At 69.5% G+C, this 15434-nt stretch carries 14 protein-coding genes; 8 read left to right on the forward strand and 6 right to left on the reverse strand.

Going from position 1 to position 15434, the window contains the following annotated elements; all coding sequences use genetic code 11:
* The first annotated feature begins 5 nt into the window (after positions 1–5).
* From A2790_RS10630 to pnp, 8 genes are all read left to right on the forward strand, one after another.
* A complete protein-coding gene (locus A2790_RS10630; protein ID WP_293391025.1) occupies positions 6–671 on the forward strand; it encodes an RNA-binding protein in 666 nt (221 codons plus the stop codon).
* A gap of 84 nt (positions 672–755) precedes the next feature.
* Positions 756–3719: a translation initiation factor IF-2 gene (gene infB, locus A2790_RS10635; protein ID WP_293391028.1), complete on the forward strand. Its 2964-nt coding sequence runs from the start codon at positions 756–758 to the stop codon at positions 3717–3719.
* A gap of 185 nt (positions 3720–3904) precedes the next feature.
* Positions 3905–4408: a DUF2939 domain-containing protein gene (locus A2790_RS10640; protein WP_293391031.1), complete on the forward strand. Its 504-nt coding sequence runs from the start codon at positions 3905–3907 to the stop codon at positions 4406–4408.
* Between the two features lie 35 nt (positions 4409–4443).
* Positions 4444–5226, forward strand: coding sequence for a dienelactone hydrolase family protein (locus A2790_RS10645; RefSeq protein WP_293391034.1), 783 nt, complete (start codon positions 4444–4446; stop codon positions 5224–5226).
* A gap of 196 nt (positions 5227–5422) precedes the next feature.
* Positions 5423–5860: a 30S ribosome-binding factor RbfA gene (gene rbfA, locus A2790_RS10650; protein WP_293391037.1), complete on the forward strand. Its 438-nt coding sequence runs from the start codon at positions 5423–5425 to the stop codon at positions 5858–5860.
* Positions 5860–6789, forward strand: coding sequence for a tRNA pseudouridine(55) synthase TruB (gene truB / locus A2790_RS10655; protein ID WP_293391040.1), 930 nt, complete (start codon positions 5860–5862; stop codon positions 6787–6789). Before rbfA ends, truB begins: the two co-directional genes overlap by 1 nt.
* Before the next feature lie 15 nt (positions 6790–6804).
* Positions 6805–7074, forward strand: a complete 270-nt coding sequence (gene rpsO, locus A2790_RS10660; protein ID WP_293391043.1) for a 30S ribosomal protein S15 — start codon at positions 6805–6807, stop codon at positions 7072–7074.
* 233 nt (positions 7075–7307) lie between these two features.
* On the forward strand, positions 7308–9446 hold the full coding sequence (gene pnp, locus A2790_RS10665; protein WP_293391046.1) for a polyribonucleotide nucleotidyltransferase: 2139 nt from the start codon (positions 7308–7310) through the stop codon (positions 9444–9446).
* A gap of 66 nt (positions 9447–9512) precedes the next feature.
* Here pnp and A2790_RS10670 read toward each other — a convergent pair whose 3' ends face one another.
* The 6 genes from A2790_RS10670 to mutM form a co-directional block, all read right to left on the reverse strand.
* The gene (locus tag A2790_RS10670) at positions 9513–10331 is read right to left on the reverse strand and encodes an SDR family oxidoreductase (protein WP_293391049.1); all 819 of its coding nucleotides are present in this window, start codon (positions 10329–10331) and stop codon (positions 9513–9515) included.
* A gap of 208 nt (positions 10332–10539) precedes the next feature.
* Positions 10540–12033 (reverse strand): chromosomal replication initiator protein DnaA, encoded by a 1494-nt coding sequence (gene dnaA, locus A2790_RS10675; RefSeq protein ID WP_293391052.1) that lies wholly within the window; start codon positions 12031–12033, stop codon positions 10540–10542.
* A gap of 430 nt (positions 12034–12463) precedes the next feature.
* Entirely contained in the window at positions 12464–12733 is a 270-nt protein-coding gene (gene rpsT / locus A2790_RS10680) for a 30S ribosomal protein S20 (protein WP_068877314.1), read from the reverse strand.
* A gap of 120 nt (positions 12734–12853) precedes the next feature.
* Positions 12854–13633, reverse strand: coding sequence for an enoyl-CoA hydratase (locus A2790_RS10685; RefSeq protein WP_293391057.1), 780 nt, complete (start codon positions 13631–13633; stop codon positions 12854–12856).
* A 27-nt stretch (positions 13634–13660) separates the two neighbouring features.
* On the reverse strand, positions 13661–14533 hold the full coding sequence (locus A2790_RS10690) for a TraB/GumN family protein (RefSeq protein ID WP_293391060.1): 873 nt from the start codon (positions 14531–14533) through the stop codon (positions 13661–13663).
* 11 nt (positions 14534–14544) lie between these two features.
* Positions 14545–15408 carry a bifunctional DNA-formamidopyrimidine glycosylase/DNA-(apurinic or apyrimidinic site) lyase gene (gene mutM, locus A2790_RS10695; protein ID WP_293391063.1) on the reverse strand — a complete coding sequence of 288 codons (864 nt, stop codon included), beginning with the start codon at positions 15406–15408 and terminating at the stop codon, positions 14545–14547.
* Positions 15409–15434 lie beyond the last annotated feature (26 nt).

Consider the following 15434-nt stretch of genomic DNA (forward strand, 5'->3'; position numbering starts at 1 on the left):
CCGTCGTGGAGACATCCGCCGCTAGGCCCCATCCCACCCTCGCCGCGGCGTCGCGCGAACGGCGCGACATCGTGTCCGGCGAGGTGATGGAAGAGGCGCGGCTGATCCGCTTCGTGACGGGCCCCGACGGCCAGGCGGTCCCCGACCTGGCGCGCAAACTGCCCGGCCGCGGCATGTGGGTGGCGGCCGACCGCGCTTCGGTGACGGCGGCCGCGAAAAAGGGCCTATTCGCGCGGGCCGCCAAGGCCAAGGTCGCGGCGCCGCCCGACCTGGCCGATCAGGTCGAAGCCCTGCTGCGGGTCCGGCTTTTGTCGGGCCTGGGGCTTGCGCGCCGCGCCGGCGACCTTACCTCCGGGTTCGAGAAAGTTTCCTCCGCCATTTCGTCGGGCAAGGCCGCCTGGCTGATCGAAGCGACCGACGGCGCGGCCGATGGGCGGCGCAAGATCATGGCGCTGGCCCGCAAAGCTTCCCCGGCCCCCGGCGTGGTGGGCGTCTTCGGCGCCGCCGAATTGGGTTTGGCCTTAGGGCTGGAGAATGTGATACACACCGCCTTCCTTGCGGGGCGAGCCGCCGAGCGTTGGGCCGAAGATGTCCGACGCCTGGCGGGGTTCAGTCCGCTCCTTCCTGAGGATTGGCGCGAGGAGCCTGTCGAGGCCAAGCGGGAGCCATGAGGCTTTCCGCCTCTCCTCGTTTGAGGCAGGCGACGTTTTGAGATGGATGACCGGGATCCGCCCGGGGCTGAGTAAAGCGAGCGAATGAGCGAAGACAACAACAACGGCCGTAAGCCCCTCACGCTGAAGCCCCGCACCGGCGGGTCCGTCAGCTCGGGCACGGTGAAGCAGAGCTTCAGCCACGGCCGGACGAAGACGGTGGTCGTCGAGACCAAGCGGGCGCGTCCCCACGCGGCCGGCGGCGGCAATCTGGCCGCTCCGTCCAACGCCGAGCGCCGCGTGTTCGAGCCGCCGCAGCGCCCCGCCGCCCCGCCGCAGGGCCAGCGCCCCGCCCAGCCGAACGACGGCCTCTCGCCCGAAGAGCGCGCCGCCCGCCAACGCGTGATCGAAGCTGCTCGCGCCGCCCAGGCCCAGCAGGAGGCCGAGCGCCGCGCCCGCGAAGAGCGCGCCCGCGCCGAGGCCGAGGCCGCCCGCGCCGCCCAGGCCGCGGCTCAGGCCCCGGCCGCCCCGCCGGCCGCTGCGGCGCCGCAGGCCCCCCTGACCCCCCCGCCCGCTGCCCAGGCTGCGGCCCCGGCTCCGGCCGCCCCCGCTCCGGCGGCCGCGCCGCCGCCTCCGGTCCAGGCCGCCGCTCCGCCGGCGCAGGCCGCCGCGCCCGCGCCGCGTCCCCAGGCCCCTTCCGGCCCCCCGCCGGCCGGCCAGACCCGCACCTATCAGCCGTCGCACGATCGCCGTGACGATCGTCCGACCACGACCACCTACCGTCCCGAGCGGCCCCAGGGCCGCTACGAGAACGCCAACTTCGGCCAGCGTGCGCCTCGCGCCGACGGCCCGCGCCCGCCGCGGGACGATCGCGGTCCGCCGCGGCGCGACGACCGTGGTCCGCCCCAGGGCGGCGCTCCGCGTCCCGAGGGCGGCACCGTTCGCTATTCGGCCCTGGCCCCCCGTCCGGCACCCGGCGGTCCCCGCGGCCCTGGCGGCCCGCGTGGTCCCGGCGGTCCCCGGACCGGCACGCCCGAAGTCCAGCGCGCCGCGCGCCAGGCTCCGCGTCCCGGCGGCGCTGCGATGGACCGCCGTCCGGACGAGGACGACCGTCGCCGCGACGCCGGCCCCGGCAAGGCGATCAGCCGCGCCAAGGGCGCGCCGATGCGCCGTGAAGGCCGCCTGACGATCCAGACCGTGGCCGGCGACGCCGAGGGCGCAGAGCGGATGCGCTCGCTCGCTTCGGTCCGCCGCGCCCGCGAGCGTGAGCGCGAGAAGCGCAAGGGTGGCGTCCAGGAGCAGGCCCGCGTGGCCCGCGAAGTCGTCATCCCCGACGTGATCACGGTGGGCGAGCTCGCCAACCGGATGGCCACGCGCGGCGTCGAGATCATCAAGTTCCTGATGCGTCAGGGCGTGATGCTGAAGATCAACGACGTCATCGACAACGACACCGCCGAACTGGTGGCCACCGAGTTCGGCCACACCGTGAAGCGCGTGTCCGAGGCTGATGTTGAAGAAGGCTTCATCGGCGCCGAGGACGTGGACGATCACCTGGCGCCGCGTCCGGCCGTCGTGACCGTCATGGGCCACGTCGACCACGGCAAGACCTCGTTGCTCGACGCCCTGCGCTCCACCGACGTGGTCGCGGGCGAACACGGCGGGATCACCCAGCACATCGGCGCTTATCAGGTGCGCCTGGAAAGCGGCGAGAAGGTCACCTTCCTCGACACCCCCGGCCACGCCGCCTTCTCCGCCATGCGGATGCGGGGCGCCAATGTGACCGACATCGTGGTGCTGGTTGTGGCCGCCGACGACGGCGTGATGCCGCAGACGATCGAGGCGATCAATCACGCCAAGGCCGCTGGGGCCCCGATCATCGTGGCGATCAACAAGATCGACAAACCCGGCGCCGATCCGACCCGCGTCATCAACGAGCTGCTGCAGCACGAGATCGTGGTGGAAAGCCTGGGCGGCGACACCCAGGCCATCGAGGTCTCGGCCACCCAGAAGATGGGCCTGGACGACCTGATCGAGGCCATCCTGCTGCAGGCCGAGGTGCTGGACCTTAAGGCGAACCCCGACCGCACCGCGGACGGCGTCGTCATCGAGGCCAAGCTGGACCGCGGCCGTGGCGCCGTCTCGACCGTGCTGGTCAAGCGCGGCACGCTGAAGCGCGGCGACATCGTCGTGGCCGGCGACACGTTCGGCCGGGTTCGCGCCCTGCTGAACGAGCGCGGCGAGCAGCTGGACGAGGCTGGCCCCTCGGTCCCGGTGGAGATCCTCGGCCTGGACGGCACGCCCGCCCCGGGCGAGCCCTTCGCCGTCGTGGAGAACGACGCCCGGGCCCGCGAGCTGACCGAGTACCGGATCCGCGTGAAGCGCGAAAAGGCCGGCGCGCCGGTCCAGAGCGCGAGCCTGGCCGACATGATGGCCAAGCTGGCCGACAAGAAGGTCTCGGAACTGCCGGTCATCATCAAGGCCGACGTGCAGGGTTCCGCCGAAGCCATCATCGGGTCGCTGGAGAAACTGGCGCACGAGGAGGTTCGTGCGCGGATCATCCTGTCGGGCGCGGGCGCCATCAGCGAGAGCGACGTCATGCTGGCCAAGGGCGCCGGTTCGCCGATCCTTGGCTTCAACGTCCGCGCCTCGAAGCAGGCGCAGGCGCTGGCCGAGCGCGAAGGCGTCGAGATCCGCTACTACTCGATCATCTACGATCTGATCGACGACATCAAAGGCGTGCTCTCGGGCATGCTGGCGCCGATCCAGCGCGAAACCTTCCTGGGCAACGCCGAGGTCCTGCAAGCCTTCGATATCTCGAAGGTTGGCCGGGTCGCGGGCTGCCGGGTCACCGAGGGCGTGGTCCGCAAGGGCGCGCGCGTCCGGATCATCCGCCAGGATGTGGTGGTGCTGGAACTGGGGGTCCTCCAGACGCTCAAGCGCTTCAAGGACGAGGTCAACGAGGTCCCGTCCGGCCAGGAGTGCGGCATGGCGTTCCAGGGCTTCCAGGACATCAAGCCGGGCGACGTTATCGAGTGCTTCAACCTCGAGGAGGTGAAGCGGTCGCTCTAGCGTCCGCTTTGTCGTCAGCGCAGTTGCGAAGGCCTCCTCCGGAAACGGGGGAGGCCTTTTCGTCGGTTGCTTGCCGGCCGTTCTGGACGCGCGGGCGCCGAGGGCCCGTCTGGACCGTTCATGCGCGGTTCGGAATCGACATGGGATGAGGGCGCCAAGGCGCAGCCTGTAACCTGGAGAATGACATGCGCGCGTTCCTGATCGCTCTGATGGCCCTCACCCTGTCCGCCTGCGCGACGGTGCAGAAGCTCGACGCGGCCGGTGACGTCCATGCGCTGCTGATCTCGATCCGCGATGGCGATGCCGCCACCTTCGAGACGCTGGTGGACCGTCCGGCCCTGAAGCGCGAGATCCAGCAGCGGCTGGTGGCGGAGGCGTCCAGGGACGGGCGCGTGCCCATGGGCCTGGCCGCCATCCTGGCGCCGGGCCTGGCCGAACTGGCCGGCGAGGCGCTGGTGCAGCCCGGCGTCTTCCGCGCGGTGGCCGACTATTACGGCTATCGGCCCGACATGAAGATCCCCGGGCCGATCGGCATCTCGACCATGCTGCGCGAGCTGCCGGACAGTCGCGTCTGCGCGGTGACCAAGAAGGACGGGCCCTGCCTGCTGATCTTCGCCAAGGCGCCGGACGGCCGCTGGAAGCTGTCGGGCTTCGAGGGCGACCTTTCGATGCTGCGCCTCAAGCGCTGATCGGCTTAAGCTCCCTCCGAACAGGGGGGATGGGCATGGGGCACGACGACGCGCTGGCCGCGTACGACAAGTTCGACTTCACCCACGCTGGGCGAACCTATCCCGTCTATCGCCGCGGTTCCGGGCCGGCGGTGATCGTGATGCATGAGATGCCGGGTCTGCACCCCCTGGTGGTCCGCTTCGCCGACCGGGTGGCCGAGGCGGGGATGACCGTCTTCTGCCCAAGCCTCTTCGGCACGCCGGGCAAGCCGGTCAGCCGAGGCTACACCCTGGCGACGGCGCTGGGCGTGCTGTGCATCCGGCGCGAATTCTACGTCTGGCGAGGCGACCGCTCGAGCCCGGTGGCCGACTGGCTGCGGGCGCTGTCGCGCAAGGCCCATGCGGAGTGCGGCGGCAAGGGCGTGGGTGCGGTCGGCATGTGCTTCACCGGTGGCTTCGCCCTGGCGATGATGACCGATCCGTCGATGGTTGCGCCCGTGCTGTCGCAGCCGTCCCTGCCGATCAGCAAAAAGGGCGCGGCGCAGATTGGCGTGTCCCCGCAGGAGCTGTCGTGCGTGAAAGGCCGACTGGCGGGCGAGGACCTGTCGGTGCTGGGCCTGCGGTTTAAGAGCGACAAGCTGGTCCCGGACGCGCGCTTCGAGACCTATCGCCGCGAGCTGGGCGACCGCTTTGAAGCCATCGAACTCGAGGACGAGGACGCCGCGCCGGCGATCATCCCGCCACACTCGGTCCTGACGCTGCACCTGAAGGAGGATGGCCCGACGAAGGCCGCCGAACAGCGGGTGATCGCGTTCTTCAAGGAGAGGACGGGGGCGTGAACCCCCGCCCCCTCGCTGCGCTCGGGACCTCCCCAGGAGGGGGAGGATCTCACGCCGTAGATGCTCCCCTTTCGGGAGAGCTCGCGAAGCGATCGGGGGGCGCCGCGCTGGACAATCGGACGGCGCGCGACTAGAAGCCCGCGCTTTCCTGCGCGGGCGTCCGATCCGCCCGGCAGGGTTGCGAAGGCTGATCCCCATGAAACGTTCTCCCTCCAATGGCCGCGCCGCGCCGCAGGGCCCGTCGCAGCGGCAGCTGCGCGCCGGCGAACTGGTTCGCCACGCCCTGGTCGAGATCTTCCGCGAGGAAGAGATCAACGATCCGGTGCTGGCCGGCGTCTCGGTGACCGTCACCGAGGTGCGGATGAACCCGGACCTGCGCCACGCCACCGTCTTCGTCGAGCCCCTGGGCGGCGAGAATGCCGACGAAGTGGTCAAGGCGCTGAACAGGCACTCGAAGTTCGTGCGCGGCCACCTGGGCCGGATGATCGACATGCGCTTCACGCCCGACGTCCACTTCCGCCACGACGAGAGCTTCAACGAGGCGGCGCGGATGGCGCGCCTGTTCGACGATCCGCGCGTGCGCCAGGACCTGACCCCGGACGCCCCCTCCGATTCCTGGAAGGACGAGGACTGATGGCCCGCCGCAAGCGGGGCCAGGCCATTTCGGGCTGGATCAACCTCGACAAACCCTACGACCTGACCTCGACCCACGCGGTCGGCCGGATCCGACGTCTGTTCGACGCGCAGAAGGCGGGCCATGCCGGAACGCTGGACCCGCTGGCCACCGGCATCCTGCCGATCGCCCTGGGCGAAGCCACCAAGACCGTCCCGTTCCTGGTGGACGCCGACAAGTCGTACCGCTTCACCATCGCCTGGGGCCGCACGACTGCGACCTATGACCGCGAGGGCGAGACCATCGCCGAGTCCGACGTGCGGCCGACGATCGCCCAGGTGCAGGCCGTGCTGCCGCGCTTCGTCGGCGAGATCGACCAGGTTCCGCCGGCCTATTCCGCGATCAAGGTGGACGGCGAGCGCGCCTATGACCTGGCCCGCGCGGGCGAGACCGTCGAGCTGGCCTCGCGCAAAGTGAACGTGTTCGACGCCCGTGTGGTGGACGCCGAGGATCCGGACCACGTCAACCTGGAGGTGGACTGCGGCAAGGGCACCTACGTCCGCGCCCTGGTCCGCGACATCGCCGAGGCGCTCGGGGCCTGCGGCCACGTGAGCGCGCTTCGCCGCACGCGTGTGGGGCGGTTCACGGAGCAATCGGCGGTCGCACTGGAATTGCTTGAGGATTTAGGGCATAAGGCCCGCCAATCGGAGGCCCTGCTTCCGGTCGAGACGGCACTGGACGACATCCCGGTGCTCGCCGTGACCGATGAAGACGCTTTTCGATTAAAGCAGGGACGATCGATCGTTCTCGTTCCCCGACAGGTGGAAGCGGTCAAGGCCGGGCTCAAGCCGGGCTCAAGAACCGTTTCAGCCATGTCGGGCGGGTCGATGGTGGCGCTCTGCGAGATGCGTGCGGGACGGCTCGAACCCTCGCGCGTCTTCAATCTTTGAGAGCGGAGAAACCCGATGTCGATCACGGCCGAACGTAAAGCCGAAGTCATCAAGACCCATGCCCGCGGCGACGCGGACACGGGCAGCGCCGAAGTGCAAGTGGCGATCATGTCCGAACGGATTGCGAACCTCACCGAGCACTTCAAGACGCACAAGAAGGACAACCACTCGCGCCGGGGCCTGCTGAAGCTGGTCTCCGCCCGTCGTTCGCTCCTCGACCACCTGAAGAAGGCCGACGCGGCCCGCTATCAGGCGCTCATCGAGAAGCTCGGCCTGCGTCGCTAGTTCTTCGAACGGACCCGTTTCCCGCCAGGAAACCGGGTCCGTTTCTCATTTGAGGCTGCTCCTCCGTCACAGGCCGGGGGATCCATGCGGCGACCGGGGGGCGTGAGTTCCCCCACACACGCCGAGGGTCGGACGAGATCCTCACCGCCTGTGCCATTGGAGAGGATTTCGGAAGACCGATCCCCTGTCCGCCCCCGTCGGGAATACGCCCGCGGGACGAGAAAGAAGCAGAAATGTTCGATATCAAACGCAAGACCATCGAGTGGGGCGGCAAGACGCTGACGCTCGAAACCGGCCGCATGGCTCGTCAGGCCGACGGCGCCGTCCTGGCCACCTACGGCGAGACCATGGTCCTGGCGACCGCCGTCTACGCCAAGAGCGCCAAGCCCGGTCAGGACTTCTTCCCGCTTACCGTGAACTACCAGGAGAAGTTCTACGCCGCGGGCAAGATCCCCGGCAGCTTCCCCCGCCGCGAGGGCGCTCCCTCGCAGAAGGAAACCCTCACCAGCCGCCTGATCGACCGTCCGATCCGCCCGCTGTTCGTGAAAGGCTTCAAGAACGAGGTCCAGGTCGTCACCACGGTGCTGGCGCATGACCTCGAGAACGATCCCGACATCGTCGCCCTGGTCGCCGCCTCGGCCGCCCTGGTGATCTCCGGCGCCCCCTTCATGGGCCCGATCGGCGCCGCGCGCGTCGGCTTCATCGACGGCGAGTACGTCCTGAACCCGACGACCGACCAGATGAAGGAAAGCCGGATGGACCTGGTGGTCGCCGGCACCCAGGACGCCGTGATGATGGTGGAGTCCGAGATCCAGGAGCTGTCGGAAGACGAAGTCCTGGGCGGCGTCACTTTCGCGCACAAGGGCATGCAGGCGGTGATCGACGCGATCATCGAGCTGGCCGAGCACTCCGCCAAGGAGCCGTTCGAGTTCACGCCGGACGACACCGACGCCATCAAGGCGGACGTGAAGAAGCTGATCGGCAAGGACCTGGCCGCGGCCTACAAGATCACCGGCAAGACCGAGCGCCACGCGGCCCTCAGCGCCGCCAAGGACAAGGCCGTGGGTCACTTCGGCAAGTCCGATGCCAACCCGAACGGCATCGCCGCCGACAAGCTGGGCGGCGTGTTCAAGGAACTGGAGGCGGACGTGGTCCGTCGCTCGATCCTCGACACCGGCATCCGGATCGACGGCCGCAAGGTCGACCAGGTCCGCCAGATCGTCTCGGAAGTGGGCGTGCTGCCCCGGGCCCACGGCTCGGCGCTGTTCACCCGCGGCGAGACCCAGGCCCTGGTCGTGGCGACGCTGGGCACCGGCGACGACGAACAGCTCATCGATGCCCTCGACGGCAAGTACTATGAGAAGTTCATGCTTCACTACAATTTCCCCCCCTTCTCGGTCGGGGAAACGGGCCGCATGGGCGCGCCGGGCCGCCGCGAAGTGGGTCACGGCAAGCTGGCGTGGCGGGCGATCCGCCCGATGCTGCCGCCCTACGAAGAGTTCCCCTACACGATCCGCCTGGTCTCGGAGATCTTCGAGTCCAACGGCTCCTCGTCGATGGCCTCGGTCTGCGGCTCCTCGCTGGCCCTGATGGACGCCGGCGTGCCGCTGAAGAAGCCGGTGTCGGGCATCGCCATGGGCCTGATCCTGGAGAGCGACGGCTTCGCCGTTCTCTCGGACATCCTGGGCGACGAAGACCACCTCGGCGACATGGACTTCAAGGTCGCCGGCACGTCCGACGGCATCACGTCGCTGCAGATGGACATCAAGATCGCCGGCATCACCGAGGAGATCATGAAGCAGGCCCTCGCGCAGGCGAAGGGCGGCCGTGACCACATCCTCAATGAAATGAACAAGGCCATGGAGGCGCCTCGCGCCGAGCTGGGCGAGTTCGCGCCGAAGATCGAGACCATCAAGATCGCGGTCGACAAGATCCGCGAAGTGATCGGCTCGGGCGGCAAGGTGATCCGCGAGATCACCGCCGAGACCGGCGCCAAGATCGACATCGGCGAAGACGGCACGATTAAGATCGCGGCCGCCGAGCAGTCGAAGATCGACGCGGCCAAGGAGTGGATCAAGTCCATCGCCTCGGAGCCGGAAATCGGTGCGATCTACACCGGCAAGGTGGTCAAGATCGTCGACTTCGGCGCCTTCGTGAACTTCTTCGGCGCCAAGGACGGCCTGGTCCACGTGAGCCAGATCGCCAACGAGCGCGTGAACAAGGTCTCGGACGTCCTGCAGGAAGGCCAGGCGGTCAAGGTGAAGCTCCTGGGCTTCGACGACCGCGGCAAGACCCGCCTCTCCATGAAGGTCGTCGACCAGGAGACCGGCGAGGACCTGTCCGCCAAGCAGGCCGAAACCGCCGACGCCTAAACGCCGGCAGCCTGGGCTGAGATGACGAGGGCGGCCGCAGCGATGCGGCCGCCCTTTTCGTTGGACTTAAGCGGGTTCGGCGACCTTGACGCCGTAGCGGGCGGCCGGGCGCTTGGCCGACAGGTTCGGCCCCAGCTTCTGGCGCGCCGCCTCGAGGGCGGCCCAGTCCGCCGGGTCGGGGAGGGAAGGGATGGTCACCAGCTCGCCGGCGTCCAGTCCGGCCAGGGCGGCGTCCACCAGTTCGTCCACGGGCATCAGGATCTCGTCGGGGACGTTGGCCAGGCCGTGGCCCGAACGGTCCCAGATCTCGGTGCGCGTCGCGCCCGGCAGGACCGCCTGGAAGGTAAGGCCCTGCGGCGCCAGGGCGGCGTGCAGGGTTTGGGTGAGGTAGGTGACGTACGCCTTGGTGGCGCCATAGACCGAGCCGGGGAACAGTTCGGGGGCCAGGCCGACGATCGAGGCGATGTTGACGATGGTTCCGCGCCCGCGCGGCCCGAAGCCGGTGGCGGCGGCGTGGGCCAGTCGGGTCACGGCGACGACGTTCAGCTGGATCAGGTCCTCCAGTCTGTCGGGGCCGCTGTCCGTGAAGCTGCCGAACAGCGCCGCGCCGGCATTGTTGACGAGCAGGGTCACGCTGGCGTCCTCGCGGAGGCGGGTCTCGAGCCGCGCCAGGTCGTCGCGCTGGGTGAGGTCGGCGCGGACCACGTCCACCTTCACGCCGGTCTCGGCGCGGAGCCGGGCGGCCAGGGCGTTCATCCGGCCCTCGTCGCGGGCCGCAAGGATCAGGTCGTAGCCCCGCTTTGCCAGGCGGTCGGCGTACACCGCGCCGATGCCGCTCGAGGCGCCGGTCACCAGCGCCGCGCCCTTGGAAATCTTGTCGCTCATCTCGCATCTCCTGCCGATCGAACAGTCGCCGGCGATGCGTAGTCAGATGGAAACGGAGCCCCTCAGCCCTCAAGGCAGGGGCGGTCATACTTTTATATGATGATCATCATATTTCCTCGCGGCGGAGCGAGGTTTGCTGGGCGGCCGGAACGGCAAAGGGCCCGCCTTGCGGCGGGCCCTCCGTCAGCGCTCCCCACAAAAGGCGTGTTCAGCCGCGCAGCTTGCGCAGCAGGACGTCCACGTCGCGGGCGATCGTGGCGTCTTCGCCCTTCAGCGCCTCGATGCGGCGCACGGCGTGCAGGACGGTGGTGTGGTCACGCCCGCCGAAGCGGCGGCCGATGTCGGGCAGGGAGCGCGTGGTGATCTGCTTGGCCAGCCACATGGCCACCTGCCGGGGGCGGGCCACCGCGCGGGCGCGGCGCTCGGAGATCAGGTCGGCCTGCTTGAGCGCATAGTGCTCGGCCACGACCTTCTGGATCATGTCCACGGTCACCTTGCGCTCGGTCACCGACAGGTGGGGCCGCAGGATGGCCTGGGCCTCGTCCAGGGTGAGGCGGGCGATCTCGCCGCCCACGCGGGCCACCAGGGTGTTGAGGGCCCCCTCCAGCTCGCGCACGCTGTCGGTGAAGCGGTCGGCCAGGAACTGGAGCACTTCGGGCCGTGCGGCGGGGTGGAAGCCGCCCTGGGCGGCCAGGGTGTGCAGCTTGCGCTCCAGGATCCCCAGCCGGAGGGTGCGGTCGGCCGGCTCGATGCCGCAGACCAGGCCGGCCTGCAGGTGCGAGCGCAGGCGCGGCTCCATCTCGCTGAGTTCGGTGGGCGAGCGGTCGGCGGTCAGCACCACGCGGCGGCCGTCCTCGACCAGGGCGATGAGCGTGTGGAACAGCTCTTCCTGGGTCTGGGTCTTGCCGGCCACGAAGTGGACGTCGTCGATCAGCAGCAGGTCGGCGTTGCGAAGTTCGTCCTTGAAGGCGGCGGTCTGCTTGTCCTGCAGCGCCTTCACGAAGGTCGAGGTGAACCGTTCGGCCGACAGGTAGACCACGCGCTTGTCGGGGCAGGCGCGCAGGGCCTCCCAGGCCAGGGCGTTGAGGAGGTGGGTCTTCCCGAAGCCGTACGGGCCATGGAAGACGACCGGGTTGAAGTGGCCATCGGCCCAGGACGCGACGCGGCGCGCCACGGCGAAGGCGAACTCGTTGGCGGGCCCCGACACGAAGGTGTCGAACGAATAGCGCTCCTGAAGGCCCTGGAGACGTCCCTGGCGGGCGGCGACGGGGGCCACGGCTTCCACCTCGATCTCGAACACCTGCGCCGTCTGGGCGGCCGTTTGCGGGGCCGCCTGGGCCACCGCCGCGCGCGGAGCCGGGCCGTTGGCCGCGATCGGCGGGCGGGCGGCCATGGACACCGCCTCGACCTCCATGCGGGACTTCAGGTCCAGGCGCCGACCCAGGGGGTCGTTCTGCGCCCAGATCTCGCCGATCCGGCGCCAAGCATTGTGCCGAATCCAGTCGCGCGCCACCCCCGTAGCCGCCACGACGCAAACTTCGTCGCCGGACTCGCGCAGGGCCGCCTGACCCAGCCAGGACCCAAAGGTCGCGTCGCCCAGCTCGCGCTTGAGAACCTGGCAGGTCTTGCCCCACACGGCCAATGCCGGCGCGCTTGCCATAGCTCCCGCAGCCCCCCCGCTCGTCATTCCTAGCAACCCCATCGTTCCATGCTGGCAGGCAGGGCCCCGAACCCCCTGACTACCTATTTATTCAACACAAACAGGCTCTTATTCGCCGAACACATGTGGTCCGCCGCCGTCCCGGTTTCCGCCGGGATCAAGTCAAAGACGCCTGTAAGACCCCCGACACTAATGAGGGGGCCTAGGGGGTCAACGGTGATTCTTTGCGGCGTCGAGACTTATTTCTGTTGACTCGCGGGGGACCCTTTTCAGTCCAAGGGAAAGCCCCAAAACCGTGTGCGGAGGCTGAGCAAATCGGTCGCAGGCGACGCATCCGCAAGCCAATTTCCGCGCACAAAAAAGCAGCGCCCGCGAGGGCGCCGCTGATCAGAATTCCTAGAGGCGAAGAGGGGGAATGACGCCCCCTACGCTCAAGCTTGTCGCCGGCCCTGCAGGCCCGCGGCCGGGGCGATCAGGCCGCCGACATCTTCTTGAGCTGAGCGGCCAGGCGCGAGACCTTCCGCGAGCCGGTGTTCTTGTGCACCACGCCCTTGCCGACGGCGCGCATCAGCTCGGACTGAGCCTTCACGAAGGCGTCCTTGGCGGCGCCGGCGTCGCCCGAGGTCACAGCCTCTTCGAACTTGCGCAGGAAGGTGCGCACGCGCGAACGACGGGCGGTGTTGACTTCGGTGCGGCGGGCGATCTTGCGGACCGCCTTCTTGGAGCCGGGCGTGTTGGCCATTCGGAACTGCTCTCGAAACGGGTAGCACCCGCCGGTTGGCCGGCGGGCGAAATTGGAGGCGCGGATATACTGAAACAGGCCGGGCGGGTCAATGCCGCTTCGGCGCCATCTCGCCGCGGCCTACCTGCCCTTGAAGTCGGGCTTCCGCTTCTCGACGAAGGCGGCCATGCCCTCCTTCTGGTCCTCGAAGGCGAACAGGGAGTGGAACAGCCGCCGCTCCATGGACACGCCGGTGGCCAGGGTGGTCTCGAAGGCGGCGTTCACCAGTTCCTTGTTCATCATAACCGCCAGGGGCGACTGGGCGGCGATCTTGGCGGCGGCGGCCAGGGCCTCGTCCAGCAGCTTGTCGGCCGGCACGATCCGCGAGACCAGGCCCGCGCGCTCGGCCTCGGCCGCGTCCATCATCCGGGCGGTCAGGACCATGTCCATGGCCTTGGCCTTGCCCACGGCCCGGGGCAGGCGCTGGGTGCCGCCGATGCCGGGCATGACGCCGAGGTTGATCTCGGGCTGGCCGAACTTCGCCGTCTCGGCGGCGATGATGAAGTCGCAGAGCATGGCCAGCTCGCAGCCGCCGCCCAGGGCGTAGCCGGCCACCGCCGCGATCACCGGCTTGCGGAACTGCTCCACGCGCCGACCCGCGGCGCCGAAGAAGTTCGAGGCGAACATCTGGGCGTAGGACTTGTCCGACATCTCCTTGATGTCGGCGCCGGCGGCAAAGGCGCGATCCGAACCGGTGAGCACCACGCAGCGCACCGCTTCGTCGGCCTCAGCGGCGTCCAGGGCGGCCGAAAGCTCGCCCAAAACCTGGCTGTTCAGCGCGTTCAGCGCCTCGGGCCGGTTCAGGCGGATCAGGGTCACGCCCGCGCTGGGCGTCTCGACGATCAGGGTCTCATAGCTCATGGGGCGCTCCGGTCAGGTGGGAGCGACTTACGGCCCCGTGACCGAATAGCCAAGCGCCCGCAGCCGGGCGGGAAGGCCGTCCGCGCCGACCAGGTGGCCGACGCCCACGACGACCACGGTTCGGCCCTTGCCCTTGAGCCGCCCGTCCAGCTCCACGACCCAGCGGGCGTTGCGGTCGGTCACCAGGCGCTGGAAGACCCCAGGAGAGGCCTGGCGCATGGGCTCCAGCGCTTCCTGGTCCAGAGTGGTCACGTCCCCTGCGAGCCAGGCGCGGACCAGCTTGTTGTAGCCCTCGGGGTCCTCCTGCAGCTCGCGGACGGTCTGGTTCAGGGAGGCGATCTGTTCGGCGAGGGGCGACTGGTCGAAGAGGCTGAGCTGCTCGGCGGGCGTTTCCAGCGCCTGGCGGCGGACGCGCGGCGGCGCGGCGGCCTCCACCATCTTCTCCACGCCGAACTGGGTGTCGGCGCCGGCGGCCCGGTAGGCGGCGGCCGCGATGGCCACCTCGGCCAGCCACGGCTCCAGCCGATCGAGGGTCGTCTTGTCCACGCCCAGGCCCTCGGCCGCGCGGAGCAGCAACTGGGCGTCCTTGGGCGTGAGCAGGGTGAACAGCGACTGTCCGGGCGGCAGGACGCCGGTCGAGGCCGCCAGGCGGCTGATCTCCTGCTCGGCCGCGGGGCCGGCGGGCAGCTCGAACCAGAGGTCGTCGGCGCGCTTCAGCCCGGCGTCCAGCGCGGCGGGGCGCCATGCGAGGCCCGGCGGCAGCACGTGGATCGACCCGAACAGCAGCATTTCGGAATCGGCGTCCTTCACCACCCAGACAGGCGGCGCGGCGCGGGCCGGCGCGGCGATGGCGGCGAGGGAGAGGAGGGCGGCGCAGAGCCCCGTCAGGATACGCTTCACTTTGGAGGGGCTCACGTCTGGCAGACCGGGCAGAAGAAGGTGGAGCGGCCGGCCTGGACCTCGCGGTCGATGATCCCGCGGCAACCGGTGTTGCAGCAGGGTTGGCCCTCGCGGTCGTAGGTGCGGAAGCGATGCTGGAAATAGCCCAACGCCCCGTCGGCCTGGGCGAAGTCGCGCAAGGTGGAGCCGCCCGCGGCGATCGCTTCCTGCAGGACCGCCTTGATCTCGGGGGCGAGTTTTTCGAGGCGCCGGCCGCTGATCCGCCCCGCCGGCTTGAACGGCGAGATCCGGGCGCGGTTCAGCGCCTCGCAAACGTAGATGTTGCCGAGGCCCGCGACGATCTTCTGGTCGAGAAGCAGCGTCTTCGGCCCTTGCCGGCGGTTCGCGAAGGCGGCCTTGAGGTGGGCGGCGTCGAAGGCGTCGGACAGCGGCTCGGGCCCGAGGCCGGCGAACCAGGGGTGCAGGTGCAGGGTCGCCGTGTTGACCAGGGCCATGTAGCCGAATCGGCGAGGGTCGTAATAGGTCACCCGCGCCCCGGCCTCGGTCTCGAAGACGATGTGGGCGTGCTTGGGGTCCGGGTCGGGCGCGTAGTGGAACTGTCCCGGACGGCTGGAGGCCTCGGGCCGGGCGATCTCGAACCGGCCGCTCATGCCCAGGTGCATCACCAGGGTGTCCTCGCGATCCAGGCGGGCCAGGAGGTATTTGGCGCGCCGTTCCAGCTTCTCGATCGTGGCGCCGGTGAGGAACTGCACGAAGTTGGGCGGCAGAGGGAAGCGCAGGTCCGGCCGCCGCGCCTCCACGCGCGCCAGCCGATGGCCTTCCAGCACGGGCGCCAGGCCGCCCCGCACCGTCTCGACTTCGGGCAATTCAGGCATGCGCTTCCGCTTGGCACGCCATCGCT

This window comes from Phenylobacterium sp. RIFCSPHIGHO2_01_FULL_69_31 (assembly GCF_001824475.1).
GTDB lineage: Bacteria > Pseudomonadota > Alphaproteobacteria > Caulobacterales > Caulobacteraceae > Phenylobacterium.